The organism is Kribbella endophytica, from assembly GCF_054781295.1.
The window spans coordinates 590,104-607,680 of sequence record NZ_BAAGUR010000004.1 but is presented as its reverse complement, the minus strand read 5'-3'; the positions used below and the strand labels follow the sequence as shown (position 1 = coordinate 607,680).

16 protein-coding genes are annotated in these 17,577 nt (G+C 69.1%); 8 read left to right on the top strand and 8 right to left on the bottom strand.

The window, feature by feature from the left end; translation table 11 throughout:
- Positions 1–8: 8 nt before the first annotated feature.
- The 4 genes from ctaD to ACYVIO_RS34555 form a co-directional block, all read right to left on the bottom strand.
- On the bottom strand, positions 9–1,754 hold the full coding sequence (gene ctaD / locus ACYVIO_RS34570; RefSeq protein ID WP_460655164.1) for an aa3-type cytochrome oxidase subunit I: 1,746 nt from the start codon (positions 1,752–1,754) through the stop codon (positions 9–11).
- Positions 1,755–1,757: 3 nt separating this feature from the next.
- On the bottom strand, positions 1,758–2,270 hold the full coding sequence (locus ACYVIO_RS34565) for a hypothetical protein (RefSeq protein ID WP_460655163.1): 513 nt from the start codon (positions 2,268–2,270) through the stop codon (positions 1,758–1,760).
- A gap of 110 nt (positions 2,271–2,380) precedes the next feature.
- On the bottom strand, positions 2,381–3,040 hold the full coding sequence (locus tag ACYVIO_RS34560) for a response regulator transcription factor (protein ID WP_460655162.1): 660 nt from the start codon (positions 3,038–3,040) through the stop codon (positions 2,381–2,383).
- Positions 3,037–4,245, bottom strand: coding sequence for a sensor histidine kinase (locus ACYVIO_RS34555; protein ID WP_460655161.1), 1,209 nt, complete (start codon positions 4,243–4,245; stop codon positions 3,037–3,039). The genes ACYVIO_RS34560 and ACYVIO_RS34555 overlap by 4 nt, the downstream gene beginning before the upstream one ends.
- Positions 4,246–4,375: 130 nt before the next feature.
- Here ACYVIO_RS34555 and ACYVIO_RS34550 point away from each other — a divergent pair, with 130 nt between their 5' ends.
- The 4 genes from ACYVIO_RS34550 to ACYVIO_RS34535 all read left to right on the top strand — a co-directional run bounded on the left by ACYVIO_RS34550 (position 4,376) and on the right by ACYVIO_RS34535 (position 7,633).
- Positions 4,376–5,275 carry an ATP-binding cassette domain-containing protein gene (locus ACYVIO_RS34550; RefSeq protein ID WP_460655160.1) on the top strand — a complete coding sequence of 300 codons (900 nt, stop codon included), beginning with the start codon at positions 4,376–4,378 and terminating at the stop codon, positions 5,273–5,275.
- A complete protein-coding gene (locus ACYVIO_RS34545; RefSeq protein WP_460655159.1) occupies positions 5,272–6,051 on the top strand; it encodes an ABC transporter permease in 780 nt (259 codons plus the stop codon). The genes ACYVIO_RS34550 and ACYVIO_RS34545 overlap by 4 nt, the downstream gene beginning before the upstream one ends.
- Positions 6,052–6,147: 96 nt before the next feature.
- Positions 6,148–6,642, top strand: coding sequence for a SigE family RNA polymerase sigma factor (locus ACYVIO_RS34540; RefSeq protein ID WP_460655158.1), 495 nt, complete (start codon positions 6,148–6,150; stop codon positions 6,640–6,642).
- On the top strand, positions 6,632–7,633 hold the full coding sequence (locus ACYVIO_RS34535) for a hypothetical protein (RefSeq protein WP_460655157.1): 1,002 nt from the start codon (positions 6,632–6,634) through the stop codon (positions 7,631–7,633). Before ACYVIO_RS34540 ends, ACYVIO_RS34535 begins: the two co-directional genes overlap by 11 nt.
- A gap of 173 nt (positions 7,634–7,806) precedes the next feature.
- On the opposite strand, the gene ACYVIO_RS34530 is transcribed toward ACYVIO_RS34535, so the two are convergent.
- Together ACYVIO_RS34530 and ACYVIO_RS34525 are read right to left on the bottom strand one after the other, a co-directional pair.
- Positions 7,807–8,352: an AAA family ATPase gene (locus ACYVIO_RS34530; RefSeq protein ID WP_460655156.1), complete on the bottom strand. Its 546-nt coding sequence runs from the start codon at positions 8,350–8,352 to the stop codon at positions 7,807–7,809.
- Positions 8,353–8,373: 21 nt separating this feature from the next.
- Positions 8,374–9,762 (bottom strand): MFS transporter, encoded by a 1,389-nt coding sequence (locus ACYVIO_RS34525; protein WP_460655155.1) that lies wholly within the window; start codon positions 9,760–9,762, stop codon positions 8,374–8,376.
- Between the two features lie 83 nt (positions 9,763–9,845).
- Between ACYVIO_RS34525 and ACYVIO_RS34520 the strand changes: the two genes are divergently transcribed.
- Positions 9,846–10,421 (top strand): TetR/AcrR family transcriptional regulator, encoded by a 576-nt coding sequence (locus tag ACYVIO_RS34520; RefSeq protein ID WP_460655154.1) that lies wholly within the window; start codon positions 9,846–9,848, stop codon positions 10,419–10,421.
- A gap of 63 nt (positions 10,422–10,484) precedes the next feature.
- Here ACYVIO_RS34520 and ACYVIO_RS34515 read toward each other — a convergent pair whose 3' ends face one another.
- Together ACYVIO_RS34515 and ACYVIO_RS34510 are read right to left on the bottom strand one after the other, a co-directional pair.
- Positions 10,485–13,907 carry a sugar-binding protein gene (locus ACYVIO_RS34515; protein ID WP_460655153.1) on the bottom strand — a complete coding sequence of 1,141 codons (3,423 nt, stop codon included), beginning with the start codon at positions 13,905–13,907 and terminating at the stop codon, positions 10,485–10,487.
- Between the two features lie 109 nt (positions 13,908–14,016).
- Positions 14,017–15,090: a LacI family DNA-binding transcriptional regulator gene (locus tag ACYVIO_RS34510; RefSeq protein WP_460655152.1), complete on the bottom strand. Its 1,074-nt coding sequence runs from the start codon at positions 15,088–15,090 to the stop codon at positions 14,017–14,019.
- Positions 15,091–15,301: 211 nt separating this feature from the next.
- Between ACYVIO_RS34510 and ACYVIO_RS34505 the strand changes: the two genes are divergently transcribed.
- The 3 genes from ACYVIO_RS34505 to ACYVIO_RS34495 all read left to right on the top strand — a co-directional run bounded on the left by ACYVIO_RS34505 (position 15,302) and on the right by ACYVIO_RS34495 (position 17,449).
- Positions 15,302–16,138, top strand: a complete 837-nt coding sequence (locus tag ACYVIO_RS34505; RefSeq protein ID WP_460655151.1) for an enoyl-CoA hydratase/isomerase family protein — start codon at positions 15,302–15,304, stop codon at positions 16,136–16,138.
- 26 nt (positions 16,139–16,164) lie between these two features.
- Positions 16,165–16,737, top strand: coding sequence for a GNAT family N-acetyltransferase (locus ACYVIO_RS34500; protein ID WP_460655150.1), 573 nt, complete (start codon positions 16,165–16,167; stop codon positions 16,735–16,737).
- 85 nt (positions 16,738–16,822) lie between these two features.
- Positions 16,823–17,449 (top strand): CDP-alcohol phosphatidyltransferase family protein, encoded by a 627-nt coding sequence (locus ACYVIO_RS34495; protein ID WP_460655149.1) that lies wholly within the window; start codon positions 16,823–16,825, stop codon positions 17,447–17,449.
- Positions 17,450–17,577: the final 128 nt, after the last annotated feature.

The window sequence follows — 17,577 nt, the reverse complement described above, 5'->3', positions numbered from 1 at the left end:
TCGGGGTACTAACGGCCGTCGTTCTCCTCGAGGGTCTCGACTCTGCCTTGGTCCTCGCCGGCATCCAGCAGGTTGTCCCGTGGAGCGCCGCTATCGGGGTACTCCATCAGCGCGATGTCGGGGTGATGGAGGTCGAAGGCGGGGGACTCGGAGCGGATGCGGGGGAGGGTGACGAAGTTGTGCCGCGGCGGTGGTGAGCTGGTCGCCCATTCCAGCGAGCGTCCCCAGCCCCAGGGGTCGTCCACGCCGACCAGCGGCGCCTTTCGGGACTTGTAGACGTTGTAGAAGAACGGCAGCGTCGAGGCGCCCAGGATCATCGCGCCGACGGACGAGACCTGGTGCAGGGTGGTGAAACCCTCGTTCGCGCCGTACGTCGCATAGCGGCGGGGCATGCCCTCGACCCCGAGCCAGTGCTGCACCAGGAACGTCGTGTGGAAGCCGACGAACAGCAGCCAGAAGTGCAGCTTGCCCAGCTTCTCGTCGAGCATCCGGCCCGTCATCTTGGGCCACCAGAAGTAGAAGCCTGCGAACATCGCGAACACGACCGTGCCGAAGACGACGTAGTGGAAGTGCGCGACCACGAAGTACGTGTCGGACACCTGGTAGTCGAGCGCGGGCGACGCGAGGATCACGCCGGTGAGACCGCCGAACAGGAACGTCGTCAGGAACCCGACGGCCCACAGCATCGGGGTGTCGAAGGACAGAGATCCGCCCCACATCGTGCCGATCCAGTTGAAGAACTTCACCCCCGTCGGCACCGCGATGATGAAGGTCATGAACGAGAAGAACGGGAGGTTCACCGCGCCGGTGACGAACATGTGGTGTGCCCAGACCGCGGTGGACAGAAGCGCGATGGACAGTGTCGCCGCCACCAGCCCGACGTACCCGAAGACCGGTTTGCGGCTGAAGACCGGCAGGATCTCGGTGATGATGCCGAAGAACGGCAGCGCGATGATGTAGACCTCGGGATGCCCGAAGAACCAGAACAGGTGCTGCCAGAGCAGGGCTCCGCCGTTGCCGGCGTGGAAGACCTGCGCTCCCAGTCGTCGATCGGCCTCCAGCATCAGCAGCGCGCCGGCCAGGATCGGGAACGCGATCAGCACCAGGATCGAGGTCACCAGGATGTTCCAGGTGAAGATCGGCATCCGGAACATCGTCATCCCGGGCGCGCGCATCGTGATGACCGTGGTGACGAAGTTGACCGCGCCGAGGATCGTGCCGAGACCGGCCATCCACAGGCCCATGATCCACAGGTCGCCGCCGATGCCGGGGGAGCGGGTCACGTCCGACAGGGGCGCGTACGCCGTCCAACCGAAGTCCGCGGCACCCTGCGGCGTGAGGAATCCCGCCGACGCGATCAGGCCGCCGAACAGGAACAACCAGTAGCTGAACATGTTCAAGCGCGGGAACGCGACGTCGGGCGCACCGATCTGGACCGGCATGATCACGTTCGCGAAGCCGACGAACAGCGGCGTCGCGAACAGCAGCAGCATGATCGTGCCGTGCATCGTGAACAGCTGGTTGTAGACCTCCTCGTTCACGATCTGCAGGCCGGGGGAGAACAGCTCGGCGCGGATCAGCAGCGCCATCAGGCCGCCGAGCAGGAAGAACGCGAATGACGTGATCAGGTAGAGGTGGCCGATCACCTTGTGGTCGGTCGTCGTGAGCAGGCGGACCACGACCTGTCCCGGGCTACGGCGCGCGATCCTCGCACTCGTGGTCGCGCTTTGCCGGCGCTCGACGATGTCGACCATCGGTCACCGCCTCCCTGCGGTCGTGAGGACTGGGCTGTGCGACCGGGCGATCTCGATGGCGCCCGTCAGCAGCCGCAGCAGCAGTTGGTCGCCGTACGGCGCTCGAAAGTCGGTGACCGCGCGGATCGTGCCCGCGACGACGAGCGGCGCTTCCGCCGGACGCGCCCTGTGCAGCGCATCGTTGAGGGTCTGCTGGAACTGCGGCGACACCACGGGCAGGACCAGTTGGATGCAATGAGTGACCAGGTCCGAGGTGAAGCCCGGGTCGGTCGGGTACAGGCCGATGACGGACGGGATCATCGGCACGAGTTCGACCCGCGCCACGTCGGAGATCTCGTCGTTCACCTCCCGCGCGACCAGCGCGAGCAGTGGATGGGTGCAGTCCGGATGGTCCGACCAGCTGACGCCGGCCAGCAGCGACGCGTACTCCATGAAGCACGCGCCTCGCCGTGGATTGCTGTGCCGCCCGCGCGACAGGATCGGCACCAGGGCGACTTCTCCGTGACCAGTAGCCATCAGAACCTCCCGGCCGGGGGCGTCCGGCCGACCAGCTCACCGGCGGATGTCTTCCGCCGACGTGATCCCCTCAGCCGAGTACACAACGGCCCAGGACTGTTGTCGAGGTGTCAGAGCAGGCCCGCGTCGTGGACGCGGTTGGCGATCTGGACGCGGTTGGTGGCGTCGAGCTTCACCATGATCCGGGAGACGTGGGCCTTGACCGTGGCCATGCTCAGGTAGAGCTCCTCGGCGATCTGGGCGTTGACCTTGCCGGCGCCGACCGCGACGGCCACCTCGCGTTCGCGAGCGGTCAGGGTGTCAGTCAGTGTCTGGGCCTGGCTGGCTCGCTGCGGTTCCGGTTCGTAGTCGTTCAGGCGGGCGATCAGGCGGGCGGTGACGCTGGGCGAGAGCATGTGGTCGCCGTCGGCGACGCGGTGCACGGCATCGATGATCTGCGCTGGTGGTGTGTGCTTCAGCAGGAAGCCGCTGGCGCCGCCGCGGAGCGCCCGCAGTACGTGGTCATCGGCGTCGAACGTTGTCAGCACGATCACCTTGGGCGGGCTCTCCTGCTTCATCAGCTGGGCCAGCGCGTCGAGGCCGTCGAGCCGTGGCATCCGGATGTCGAGCAGTACGACGTCAGGCGCGACGCGGGTGATCAAGTCGAGCCCGGTCTGACCGTCGTCGGCCTCGCCGACCAGTTCGATCGATGCGTCGTCGCGGAGGATCATCGCGAGCGCCGTACGGACCAGCGCGTCGTCGTCGACGATCACCACCCGGACCGCGGTCATGCCGGCCACGGCAGCCAGGCCCGGACGACGAACTGCCCGTCGGTGGTCCCGTGCTCGAAGCGGCCGCCGATGAGTTCGGCCCGCTCTGCTAGCCCGAGCAACCCCAGGCCGGCTCCGGGCGGGGTCTGCTCGGGGCCGAGCGGCGGTTGCCCGACACCAGCGCCAGTCGGTACAGCCGAGCCGAGTCGCAGCGGATTGCGGACCTCGAGCATCAGCAACTCACCCGGCCCGCCGTCGAGCGTGATGTCGACCGCGGTGTCCGGCGCGTGCTTGCGGGCGTTGGTGAGGCTCTCCTGGATCATCCGGTACGCACTCCGTCCCAGCGCGTCCGGCGCCGACGCGAGGCTCTCGATCCGGTTGTGCAACCGGATCTTCGCCCCTGAGTGCGAAGCCTCCTGGACCAGCGCCGGGAGGTCGACGAGCGTCGGTTGCGGACGCTCCGGCGACGCCGTGGGCTGAAGCTCCCGCAGTACGCCGAGGATGTCGTGCAACTCCTCCAACGCCAGATGCGCGCTCTGCCTGGTGACAGCCGCCGCCTCGGCGACCTCGTCGTCGCTGAGGCTCCGGCAGTACTCCAGCGCACCCGCGTGCAGCGCGACCAGCGACAACCGATGAGCCAGTACGTCGTGCATCTCGCGAGCGATCCGGGCGCGTTCGGTGAGCTGCGCCTGCGCGATCCGGAAACCCTGCTCGCGTTCGACCCGATCGGCCCGTTCCCGCAGGCCGGCCAGCAGATCGCGGCGCGCCCCGACGTACATGCCAGGAGCGACCACGCCGCTCACGAAGACGAGCGTGAACAGGAACGAGGAGAACACCGAGTCGTCGGAGCCCGGATGGGTCTCGAAGAAGACGACGGACGCCACGAAGCCCACCACCGCGACCGGCGCGATCTCGCGCCACTTCCGGCGCGTGGCCAGGGACATCGTGGTGACGACCACCGCGCCGGACGCGGACGTGGAGAAGGTGCCGAAGACGTTGATGATCAGCGCGATCGCCAACGGATACCGCCGGCGCAGCCGCAGCAGGAACACTCCGAGGGCTCCGAGCAACAGATCGACGATCCAGAGCGCGTTCAGGCGGCCGTCGTACAGGTTGAAGTAGCTCGCGATCCAGAAGCCGGCGCCGACGACGATGGCGAAGCCGTAGCGCCACGTCGACTGCCAGCGGCTCAGCGGAGGTGGTGGCGCGGCTTGGATGGCGTCCACCTCACTCACCGTACGGGAGTTGTCCGGCGAGGGGCAGAGACCGTGGAAGGGGTCCGGCCCCTACCGCGGTTCGGCGGTGATGGCCCTGCGCCCGATGTGTCGACCCAGGTCTCGGGCGCAGGCTCGGCCCATGATCATCGTCGAAGAACTCAGCAAGCGCTACGGCGCTCACCAATCCGTCGACCGCGTGTCCTTCCGGGCGCTGCCCGGCTCGGTCACCGGCTTCCTCGGGCCCAACGGCGCCGGGAAGTCGACCACGATGCGCATGATGACCGGCCTGACACCGCCGTCCGCCGGCCGCAGCACGATCCTCGGCGTCCCGTACGCCGAACTGCCGAACCCGGGCCGGCACGTGGGCGTCCTGCTGGACGCCTCCGCGCAGCACACCGGCCGGACCGGCCGCGAGATCCTCCGCCTCGGCGCCACCGTGATGGGCCTGGACCGCCGGAGGGTGGACGAGATGCTCGAGGTCGTCGGCCTGGCCGCGGACGAGGGCGACCGGCGGGTCGGCAACTACTCGCTCGGCATGCGGCAACGGCTCGGCATCGCGCACGCGCTGCTCGGCGATCCGCAGGTGCTGATCCTGGACGAGCCCGCCAACGGACTCGACCCGGCCGGCATCCACTGGATGCGCGGGCTGCTCAAGGCCTTCGCCGACCGCGGTGGGACCGTGCTGCTGTCGTCGCACCTCCTGCACGAGATCGAGGTCGTCGCCGACCACCTGGTCGTGATCGGGCGCGGCGTGATCGTTGCCGACGGCAGCAAGTCTGACCTGCTGAACGCGGCGGGCACCCTGGTTCGCGGCGTTGACCCGGCGGCCTTGGCGCGGTGCCTCGATCTCGCCGGCTACTCCTACACCACTGCCAAGGATGGCGCGTATGTCGTCGAGGCGACCCGCGAGCAGGTCGCGACGGCCGGTACGACGTACGGCGTCGTGATCACCGAGTTGCGCGGCGCCGACGGCGCCGGACTCGAAGAGATGTTCCTCCAGCTCACCGCCGACGACGCACGAGAGAAGGTCTCCGCATGAGCACCATCACTGCGCCCGATCCGAGGGTGACGGCCGTTCCGTTCAGCCGGCTGCTGCGCGTCGAACTGCGCAAGCTCGTCAACACCCGCGCGGGCTTCTGGCTGCTCGTTGCCATCGGCGCCATCACGATCGCCGTCATCGCGGTCTTCCTGTTCGTCGCCGATCCCGACCAGCTGACGTACCTCAACTTCATCGGCGCGACCGCGACGCCGCAGAGCATCCTGCTTCCGGTGCTCGGCATCCTCGCGGTCACCGCCGAGTGGAGCCAGCGCACCGGCCTGGTCACCTTCACCCTCGAACCGAGCCGGATCCGCGTCGCCGTCGCCAAGCTGGTCGCGGTCACGCTGGTCGGCCTGGTCGCGGTCATCGTCGCCCTCGGCGTCGCGGCGCTCAGCAACGTCGCCGGAGCCGCCTTCTTCGACGGCGCCGGCACCTGGAACGTCGGCGCGGCCAACGTCCGCGACTTCTTCGCCCTCCAGCTGATCGGGATCGTCCAGGGCTTCGCCTTCGGCATGCTGCTGATGAACACCGCGGCCGCGATCGTCCTGTACTACGTACTCCCGATCGCCTGGAACGTGCTGTTCTCGATGGTCGGCGCCCTCGAGAACGTCGCCCCCTGGCTCGATCTCAACACCGCGATGGCCCCGGCGTTCGAGCAGCAGACCTTCCAGCCCGCGGATTGGGCGCACATCGCGGTCTCCGGGACGATCTGGGTCCTGCTGCCGTTGGCCTTCGGTCTCCTCCGGCTGCTCCGCCGCGAAGTAAAGTCCGCCTGATCGCTCCGTTCCGCCGATCGCACAACAGATCGGCGGAACGTGTCGTCTGTAGGGAGACAGGCCGCGTTCCGCCGGCCTCGGACCTGGGAGTGTTCCTTGACCTTCGACGAATGGACCGATCGGGGCCTGCCGGCGTTGCTGCGCTTCGCGACCGTGCTCTGCGGGAGCAGGCACCTCGCGGAGGACGTCGTGCAGGACGCACTCCTCAAGGCCCATCGGAAGTGGGAGCGGGTCGGCCAGGCGGACAGCATCGACGCGTACGTCCGGCGAATGGTGGTGAACGAGTTCCTGTCCTGGCGCCGGAAGTGGTCGCGGATCATCCCGCGGCCGGAAGTCCGGGTCGACGAGACAGCGCCCGATCACGCGCACCAGCACGCCGATCGGGACGAACTGATCGCGCAACTGGCCAAGCTGCCGGCTCGGCAGCGGGCGGTCCTGGTCCTGCGGTACTACGGCGGCCTGTCCGACCACGAGATCGCCGAGACCCTCGGCTGCTCCGCGGGCACCGTGCGTGGCTACGCGTCACGCGCTCTGGCCACCCTGCGCGTCGAACTCACTCCCACTCTGACCGGAGCCCAGCATGCGAACTGAACACGATCTGCGCGAAGCCTTCGACCACCTCGCGAGCTCCGCACCGCATCCCGACGACGTACTGGCCGGCGTCAGTCGCCCGGTACGACGCGGGCGGACGCCGATGGTGGTCGGGGTTGTCCTCGCGACCGCCGCGGCCGCCGTTGCCATCCCACTGGCGGCCCGGACGTCCGAGCCGCCGGTTGCGACTCCGCCGTCGAGCCCCTGGTTCACAGGGATCACCGTGGACCTGCTGCCGGGCATGCGGTACAGCTCGCAAGGCATCACCAGCGACGGGAATCACTCCGTCCTGCTCGACACCGGCCGACCGGAGCCGCGCTGCGTCGTCACGCGGTACCGCCCCGGCGGTTTCGACGTGCAGCAGATCCCGGCCGGAGCGACTCCGATCGCCGTCGGGACGAGCCACGGCTTCCAGTACGGATCGACCAGGAACCCCGACGGCACGCTCCGGCAGGGCGCGATCGTCTGGCCGTACGCCGAGAACGCCTGGGCCCGCAGCGAGTGCACCAAGCCCACCACCTTCGAGTTCGACGCGGCCCAGTCGCTCGAGATCGCCCAACGGTCCACGCTCGGCCGGTCCGAGCTGCGCTCGCCGCTGCGGGTCAAGTACCTCCCCGCCGGCTTCCGGCCGACCGACGTGTCAACGATCCGCCAGGATCAGCACCTGGACGCCGTACCGAAGCGCTTTGGTGTCTACTCGTCGAAGGGCGCGCCGTCCGCTGGCGGGATCACCACCGCCGACAAGGACCCGAACATCCGGATCGAGTACAGCGTGACCTCGGTCCCCACGCGGTCGCAGACGATCTTCCACCTGATCGCCACCCGCCCCCAACTGACCATCACCGGCAACGGCTTCGAACTCGTCATCAGCGTCCCGCCCACCCTGGCCAACGCCCGCGCCGAACTCGACAAGATCGCCGCAAACCTCGACCGGGCACCCGACGCGAACGATCCCGGTACCTGGTTCGACGCCGCGACCGCGATTCCGTAAACGGCAGGGGAGGCGCCCGGGGTCCCGGGCGCTTTCCCTCGTCCCGGACGGACCTGCCGGCCCGGGCCAGCGCGACGAGCGGACTACTTGACGGACCCAGCCCGAGCCAGCTCGTCCCGCGGCCGCGCACCCGTCGCGAACACCGCCGGCCGAGGACAGCGCGGCGACCAGGGCTAGCTGACGGAACCGCGGTTTGCTTCGTGGACGATCAGGTCGGCGGTTTGGTCGGGGGTGAGGGGTGCGGTGTCCAGCCACCAGCCGGCGTCGCCCAGCTCGCGTTGCATGGTGGCCTCGAGGGCTTCGTAGCCGTCGAAGTCGAACCGGTCCGCGGGGTCCCTGATCGTGTTGCGGTGCCGGCAGACGTCGATGCCGGGGGCAAGGATCACCAACCGCACCCGGGGTGTGAGGCGTTCGACGAAGAAGTCCAGGGTCGCGCGGGATGGGATCATCGCGTCGATCAGGGGAGTGAACCCGGCGTCGGCGAAGTTGTTCGCCAGCGCGCACAGGTTGCGGTGCAGGAGTTGCACCTGGCGCGCGGCCTCGTCGGCGGGCTCGCCAAGTGCCCACACGAAACCGTTGACGATCATCGCGTTCAGGTCGTCGCCGTCGAGCCGGGCCGACCGCTCCAGCCGCTGGGCGACCAGCTTGGTGACGGTCGACTTGCCGGCGCCAGGCATGCCGGTCACCAGCAGACACTCCGGTCCTTCGACGCTGCTCATGGACGGAATCCTTGCAGGTGTTCAGTGGGCGTGCGGGGTGGTGTCGGCGGTCGGCTTGGGTGAGGGGACCAGCAGCAGCGCGAGTACGGCGGCGGCCGCGGCGGTGGTGGCGGCGAAGGTGAAGGCGTGGGTGAAGCCTGTGGTGGTGGTTCCCGCGAGGCTGGCGGCGGCGAGGCTGGAGACGATGGCTACGCCGAGGGCGGCGCCGAACTCGTGGAAGGTGCTGAGGAGGCCGGAGGCGGTGCCGGCTTCGTGGTGGCCTACCTGGGAGAGGGTGGTCACCGATGAGGCGACGAAGGCGGCTCCGATGCCGGCGGCGCCGATGCTGATGCCGGCGACGACGGCGACCGGGCTGTCCCAGATCGCGGCGATCGCCGTACCGGCGGCGGCGATCAGCAGGCTCGTGACCGCGACCTTGCGGACGCCCGCGCCACCGATGGCGCGGCCGGCCAGTTGGGCGCCGAGGATCGTTGCCACGGCCACCGGGAGGAACAGCAGGCCGGTCCGCAGTGCGCCGTAGCCCTGGTGGTGCTGGAGGTAGAACGAGCCGAGGAAGAAGACCGCGATCATCAACGCGGTCGCGACCAGGATCAGGAGCGTTCCGGTCGCCACCGGGCGGCGGGTCAGGATCCGGAGATCCATGAGCGGCGACTTCGTGGCCCGCTGCACGAGCGCGAACACGGCGTACAGAACGACTGCTCCGGCGAGCGTCCCGAGCGTCCGACCGCTGAGCCAGCCGCGGTCGCCCGCGTTGATCAGCGCGTAGATCGCCGTACCGGTCCCTGCGGTCACCAGAAGCGCGCCCGGTACGTCGAGCCGAGCGCGCGGCCCGGTCGGCAGGTCGCTGGGCAGCGTCCGGCCCAGTACGACGAACACCGCGATGCCGATCGGCACGTTGATGTAGAACACCCACTGCCAGCCCGGCCCGGCGGTCAGCAGCCCACCAAGCAGTACGCCGATCGCCGAACCGCCGCCACCCAGAGCGGACCAGATCCCGAGCGCCTTGTTGCGTTCCTCGCCCTGGAACGTCTTGGTCACCACCGACAGCGCGGCCGGCGACAACATCGCCGCACCGATGCCTTGGGCAACACGGCCGGCGATCACCGTCGTGGCGTTCTCGGCCAGGCCCGTGACCAGCGAGGCCGCGGTGAAGACAAGCAGCCCGGTCAGCACGACCCGGCGAGCGCCGAACAGGTCCGCGGCCCGGCCGCCGAGCAGCATCAGCCCGCCGAACATCAACGTGTACGCGCTGACGACCCAGGTCAGCGTGTCGCGCGCCAGCCCGAGATCGGTGCCGATGTGCGGCAGCGCGATCGCGACCACGGTCACGTCCAGGATCAGCATGAACTGGGCGACGCCCAGCAAGGCCAGCAGGCGCCAGCGGCGGGGATCAGCGGTCTGCTCCGACACGGGATTCTCCAATTCGAACAGGGGTGTACGAGTTATTTGCGCTACAGTAACTCGTACACCGGTGTTCGACAAGAGGAGATGGTGTGACCGCGACTCCGACGAAACGCGCCGACGCGCAGCGCAGCATCGAGGCGATCCTCGAGGCCGCGATCCGTTCGCTGAGCCGCAACCCGGAGGCCAGCGTCAGTGAGATCGCCAAGGCTGCCGGGGTCGGGAGGGTCACCGTCTACGGGCATTTCCCGAACCGCGCCGACCTGATCGAGGCGGCGATGGTGCGGGCCATCGCGGACGGCCACGCCGGTCTGGAGGCGGTGGACCTGTCCGGCGATCCGCGCGACGCGCTCGCCCGGCTGATCGACTCCAGCTGGCAGCTGGTGAACCAGTCCCGGTCGCTGCTGATCGCTGCGCAGGAGGTCCTGCCGCCGCGGAAGATTCGCGAGCTGCACGCGGGTCCGGCCGAGCGGATGGAGCGCCTGGTCGAGCGCGGTCGGGACGAAGGTGTGTTCCGCACCGACCTGTCCACCGCTTGGCTGATCGCGGTCCTGCACAGCGTCATGCACGGCGCGGCCGACGAGATCAACGCCGGCCGCCTGACCTCCGACGAGGCCGCCGGTCACATCACGGCGACTGTGCTCGCGGCATTTACCCCACCGAGCTGAAGCGGGGGCGCCCGAGCGTTGAACTGAAGCGGGGCGCCCGGAGTCCGAGCGCCCCGCCGCCTCCTACAGCGTGTGCCGCAAGGTGATCGTCACGTGCCGGGTGCCCGACGGCAGCCGCACCTTGCCAGTCGCCTGGTCAACGCTCGCGCCCTTGACCGACACCTGCGCGACGTTGTTCTTCAACGCCGGCAGCTCAACGCTGTACGCCGAAACATCGCGAACATCCCCACTCAGCTGGATCGTCACGCGAGTCCCGGACGTCGTCAACCGATACCCGACCCGGCCGCCGTCGGCGACCGGATACCGATCCAACCCGATCTTCTGCCCGCTCCGGATCCACTCGTTCGGCACCCCACGCCCGAGGATCACGGTCCCGTCGGCCTTCTCCGCGATCAGCGAGTCGAACAGCACCTTCGTCGCGGTCGACTGCCCCCACATGTGCTGGTTCGAGCCACCACCGCCGCGCGCGTGGTCGATGTCCCACGGCGAGGTCGCGCTCGGATAGTCGACGCCTTCCCACCAGCCGAACGGCCCACTCATCGTCTTGTCGATCATGTACTGGTACGCCTTGATGCCGAGATCCCGGTACTGCTCACCCCGCAGAGCCGCGCTCCCGTACCCGGCGTTGTAGGCGCTGGAGTAGTACCCGTGCGGGTACCCGCCGAAGTTGTAGATCGACTCCGAGACGTCCTGGCGCCGCTCGAAACCGTGCGTGTACGTGTCGTCGATCTTGTCGAACATCGTCCCGGTCTGCTGCGCGCCGAACAGGTACCCGTCCCACGCCCACCGGCCGAACAGGAACATCGAGGCCCAGTTCGCGTCCCGGGGATCCTTGCGCGGCCCGGTCTCGTTGGGTTCCACCATCGAGATCGGCAGGTAGTCGAGGTCGAACTGCTGCATCGTCTGCTCGATCCGCGCCGTCGCGACCTTCAGCAGGTCGTCGTACTCGGCCTTCGCCCACGCCGCCTCCTGCGTCTCGCCGAGTGCGTTCGCGAGATACCGGTACGTCGTGAGGCCGGCCAGCGCGGACCAGTTGTCGATCGTCCAGTAGCCGAGCGAGTCGATCGCGACGGTCTGCTTGATGATCCCGGTGCCGCCGTCGATCCGGTCGGTCTCGACCGTGTGGGTGTTCTTCTTGATCGTCTCGAACTGCTGACGGACGAAGCTCTTGTCGCCGGTGCGCTGCAGGTAGAGCGCGTACGGCCAGCTGTACTTCCACTTGGCGTCGTCGTACTGGAGTTGCGCCGGCAGTGTCGCGAGATAGTCCCGCGCGTAGGTGAAGTCGCCGATCGTCAGCAACGTGGCGACGATGCCGATCGTGTCGTGGTCGAACATCTCGTCGTAGCCGTTCTCGCCGACGTGCAGCTCCTTCTTCCCGGCGATGTCGTCACGGATGATCAGCGTGTAGATGTACCCGGCCTTGTACGCGTTGATCAGCCGCTGGTCCGGCAGGTCGGTGATGTTCGCGATCGCCGACAGCCGCGAGTTCCAGTAGCCGCGCATGTGGGCGTAGTGCTGGTTGAACCCACCGAGCTTGCGCAGCTGCGGTGCGGTCGGCCACTCGTACGTCGCACCGAACCGGTCAGCGGCGACGGCATAGTCCCGTACGACGGTCTTGCGCGCACCGATGGTCGTCACGGCCGGCTCGGCCGCGGCGTTCAGAGGCGTCAGCAGGCTGGACACCCGAGGAAGGCGGGTCGTCGTCGCGGTCGTGTTGGTGACGGTCATCCGCGAGTAGGCGACCTCGAATCGGTTGCCGCCGACAACGACCAGGTCGGCGAAGTTCTCCACCTTCACCTTCAGGCCGTCCTTGGCGTACTCGCTGACGAACGCCGGCAGGTAGCCCTCGGCGTTGGTCCACTTGATCTTGCCCGGGACGTTCGCGACGCCGAAGGTGATCATCGCGTCGCCGCGGCTGCGCAGCCGGTAGCTGCCGTCGATGAACGCGATCGGCGCGTTGAGGTCGCCCTCCCAGCCGAACGACGAGGTGAGGCCGGGGTTCGTCACGCTGGTGTACTCGGCGCCGGCCGCGGAGGCGACGGCGTCGTCGTACGCGGCGCGGAGGAGGCGGTAGGCCAGGCGGAGTTGGTCCTGCTGAGCTGCGCTGTCGGCCAGTGTCGCCTTCGCGGCGGCGACCTCGTCGGTGAGCTGCTGCTGCGCGGAATCGCTCGCGTTGTAGAGGTCAGCGGCCGCGATGCGGTCGAGCAGGGACGTCGTCAGTTTGCGGAACCCGGCGGCGGAGGCGTCGGCGAGCGTCACGCCCGCCAGCGTCACGTTGCCGGAGGCATCGGTCTTCCGGTTCAGCTGCGCGCTGATCTTGGCCGATTCACCGGCGCCGAGGCTGAGCTCGAACAGGCGGGTCACTGACGGGCCGTTGCTGACCAGGTCCGAGCTGAGGTACGCCGGAGAGCCGTTGATCGATACCGAGACCGTCGCCGACGCCCGCCAGGTGCCCGAGACGAACCGGATCGTTCGCGGGTTCGCGGCCGACGGAACGGTGAGGTCGTAGCCGTAGGGGTCGGTGAGGTCCTGGTTCGGATCGGTGCCGTTGGCAAAGAAGATGCCGCCGTTGCGGGTGGCCGGCTGGGTCGTGGTCGGCGTCCCGTTGGTCCACGAGTAGCTGACCGGGTTGTCGGTCTGCGTCCCGATCTCGGCGCCCTGCTGGCGGTTCGCAATCGTCAGGCTCGCTGGTCCGTCGGCCTTGCGGTTGATCGTCGACCCGCTCAGATGCGCCCAGTCGTCGGGCCCGTCGGCGGTCAGGTCGAGGGCGGCCGGAGCCGCGGTCGACGTGAAGGCCTGGTCGGATGAGAGCGCAGCGGCGGACAGCGAGAGGTTCCCGTTCGCCGTGAGCTTCTCGGTGAACTTCGTGGTGATGACGACGCCTTCACCAGGGCGGATCGTCACCGTGTAGCGCTTGGCGGCGGCGTTGTCGCTCGCGCCGATCGAGGTCGTGTACGGCGTACCGTCTCCGTCGGCCGCGGCGACGGTGACCGTGCCGCGGGCTTGCCAGATGCCGCCGACGACCACGAGCCGGCGGGCCGAGTCCGCGGCCGGGACGGTGATCCGGTACCCGGCGTCGTGCCCGGTCGTCGGGCCGGTGGTCGTCTCGTCGTAGTGGAAGACGCCGCCGGTGGTGACGCCGGAGGTCGAGGCGGTGGTGGTCCCGTCGGACCAGCGGAACGACAGCGGGCTGTCGCCGAGCGTGGTCCTGCCGGCAGCGGGGTTGAGATCGTCCACGGTGATCGCGGGCGTGACGGCGGCTTTGCGCTCGATGCCGTCGCCGGTCACGTGGACCCAGTCCTGCACGCCGTACGCGGTCAGGTCCATCACGCCGGCGGACGCCGTACCGCTGGAGAGGTTCTCGGTGGTGACGACGAACGGGTCGGCGGGCGGGGGAGCGGCCGGTGCCGCCGGCACAGAAGTGATTGCGGGCAGCAACAGCGCTCCCGCGACGACGGCTGCGAACAGCCTGGGTCGGGGCCTCATCTTGTGTCCCTTCAGGGTGGACAGGCGGGTCGACCGGCCGGGCTCGGCCGGGGTACTACGGGCGGGGCGTGGTGCTGGCGCCGGGCACGGACGGGCGTCGTACGGGGTGTTAAGCGCCGGGCGTTCGGGGACCGGGCAGGCTGGAACCCCGGACGATCAGGTCCGGCTGCAGGAGGACGTGCTGCGGTTCGCGGGGGTCACCCGCGATCAGGTTCTCGACGGCCTGGATCAACTGCCGGCCGACCGCATCGATCGGCTGGCGCAAGGTGGTCAGCCCGGGGCTGACCAGGGCGGCGGTGGGGGAGTCGTCGAAGCCGGTGACGGCGACCTCGACGCCTGGGCGCAGACCTCGCTCGTGCAAGGCCCGCAGTACACCGAGTGCGAGGGTGTCGGAGGCGCAGACCAGCGCGGTCGCCGGCTGTGGTGCGTCGAGCATCCGGTGCGCGGCCTGGCGGCCGTCCTCGAGCGTGTCGGCGACCGCCACCTGCAGATCGGTCTCCAGTCCGCGCTCACCGCACGCCTCGAGCCAGCCCTCACGCCGTTCCTGCCCGATCTCCGACTCGGCGAGCCAGCCGATGTGACCGATCCGGCGGTGGCCCTGCGCCGCGACGTGCTCAGTCGCGGCACGGGTGCCCGCGCGGCCGTCGACGTCCACCCAGGCCAGCGAATCGTCACCGTCCCAGGACCGGCCGAACGTCGCGAAGGGCACGCCCCACGACCGCAGCGCGGCGACCCGGTCGTCGTTGCGATGGGTCTCGGCCAGCACGAACGCGTCGACGGGAGTCTTCTTCAGCAGATCCCGGTACGCCTTGATCTCCTCGGTCGAGCCCTCGCCCTCCGCGTGGCACAGGATCAGGTGGTAGCCGGCCTCGACCGCCGAGCGGTTGAGCGCGTACAGGAACTCGTCCATCAGCAGCGAGGCCTTGTCTGGGCGCGACGGGCGGACCTTGAACGCGATCAAGTGCGAGCTGCGGTTGCGCAGCGCCCGCGCCGAGAGGTTCGGCTCGTACCCCAGTTCGGCAACGGTCGCGAGGATCCGCTCCAGGGTCGCCGGCGCCAGGCGGTCGGGGTTGTTGAGCGCGTTGGACACCGACTGCGCCGAGACGCCGGCCGCCTGCGCGACCTGGCTGAGCGTCACGTGCCCGTGCGGCACGGGCCCCCGGCTGGCGTGCTGGGACTCCATCGGCACCTCCGACGATTGGTATTAACGTTAAAGTCCAGCGCACGCTACTGAGCCCGCCGTACGCCGTCAAGAGCCTGACAGGTCGACGACGGAGACTTTTAACGCTAGAACTCGCTCCCTGGCCGGAGCACCAGGGAGTTTCCCTGGCGCGAGGCCCCAGCGGCCCGCGTGATGGTGAGAAGGCCGCAACGTGGACCCCGGAGGAGCCGTGATGACAGAGCAGTTCCAGGTGGACGAGATCTCACCGTCGTACTGGCGGGTGGTCTTCGCCAACGGGCCGGTCAACCTGATCGACCCGGACACCGTCGACCAGCTGGCCGCGCTGGTCGACCGGATCGAGGCGGACCCCGCGCTGACGGTGGTCGTCTTCGGCAGCGACAACCCCGACTACTTCATGGCGCACTGGGACCTGCTGGCCGACAAGGCCAGGGTCGCGGCGATGAAGCCCGGCCCGACCGGGCTGCACCCGTACGTCGACAACCTGATCCGGCTCAGCAAGGTGCCGGCTGCGACCATCCCCGCGATCCGCGGCCGGGCCCGAGGGGCCGGGAGCGAGTTCGTGCTGGCCACGGACCTACGGTTCGCCTCCGACCGGGCGGTGCTCGGGCAGTTCGAGGTCGGGCTCGGCGCGGTTCCCGGCGGCGGACCGATGGCTCGGCTGACACGACTGGTGGGCCGCGGCCGGGCGCTGGAGATCCTGCTCGGCGGGGACGACGTACCGGCGGAGCTGGCGGCGGCGTACGGGTACGTGAACAGGGTGCTGCCCGACGCGGAGCTCGACGGCTTCGTCGATCGGCTCGCGCGCCGGATCGCGGCGTTCGACAAGGTGGCGGTCAGTGGGATCAAGCGCCTGGTCGACGTCGCCTCGCTGCCGGACGACGCGGAGTTCGGACCCGGCCTGTCGTCCTTCTTCGCCACGGCGGGGCGGCCGGAACACGTGCCGTTCGCGCAGGAGCTCTTCCGGCGCGGCCTGCAACAGCCCGACGGGGTCGAACGCGATCTCGGGACGGCGATCGGCGACCTGCGGCAGGAGCCTGCCCGCCGCTGACCGGTCCCTCGTGACATCGTGGGCCGATGGTGATCGAGATCCGGCCCGCGGTGGAGTTCGAGGACGTGCGGGCGGTGCTCGGGCCGAAGTCGCCGACGTCGAACGTGTGCTGGTGCCTGAGCTACCGGATCCCGTCGAAGCTCAACAACGAGCTGCACGGCACGGCCCGGGGCGAGTACGTCGCCGAGCTGTGCAAGGCCGAGTTGGCGCCCGGCGTACTGGCGTACGACGGGGAGACGCCGGTGGGATGGGCGGCGATCGCGCCGCGGTCGGAGACGTCGTTCGCCCGCAACCGGAAGATCCCGCACGTCGACGACCTGCCGGTCTGGTCGTTGTGGTGCGTCCGCGTCAGGCCCGGCCACCGCAAGCAGGGCATCTCCCACAGCCTGATCACCGGCGCCGTTGACTTCGCCCGGGAGCAGGGCGCTCCGATGGTCGAGGCCTACCCGCTCGACAGCGGCGACGCGAAGGTCGACCTGACCATGGCCTACGCCGGCCTCCGCAAGAACTTCGAACGCGCCGGCTTCACCAAGGCCGCCGACACGGACTCGGTCCTGGCCCGCCACCCCCGGGTCTTGATGCGCCTCGACCTGCGCTGATCGGCATCTTGTTGCCGCCTGCACCGAACCGCGCGACGGCTGCGGTATGGTCCGCAACGGATCGGACCGGTTGAGAAGGGGCTTGATGAGCAGCACGGAGTCTCATGACGGGTTGGTGCGCGTCCGCCGCGAACTGCTCAACCTGCCCAACCAGATCACGCTGGTCCGGACCGCGATCGCGATGGCGGTCGCCGTGGCGGGATACCACTACGGGACGCCGATCTGGCTGGTGATCGGCTACGCGACGTACTGGTTGGGCGATTCGCTCGACGGCGGCGTCGCCCGGCATCTCGGCCAGGAGACGGTGACCGGCGCGGTCTTCGACGTCGTCTGCGACCGCGCCTGCGCGTTCTTCCTCGCCGGCGCGTTCCTGGCCTCGTACCCCGGTGTCCTCGGGCCGCTCGCGATCTTCCTGTTCCAGTTCGGCGTCCTGGACACGATGCTGACCCTGGCCTTCCTGCTCTGGCCGAACTGCATCAGCCCCAACTACTTCTACCGCATCGACCAGCCCATCTACCGCTGGAACTGGTCGACAGTTGCCAAGGGCCTCAACACCGGCGCCGTCGTGATCTCCCTGGTGATCGGCCACAACTGGAACCTCATGTGGCTCCCGTACCTGGTCGCCCTCTCGATCACCGCCGTCAAACTCGCCTCGATCGTCCGCCTCCTCGCCATCCTCAACGGCACCAGGCCCGCGGAGCCCCGGATCTAGGACCCCACCGAGGGCCCTCGTCGAGCGCCTCCAGCAGGTGAACCACCCACGCCCACACAGGCAAACTCACCCTGCCCCCCGCCCCGAAGGCGGCCCGTCCGTGACGGTCGACCTCCCCGCAGCCCAAC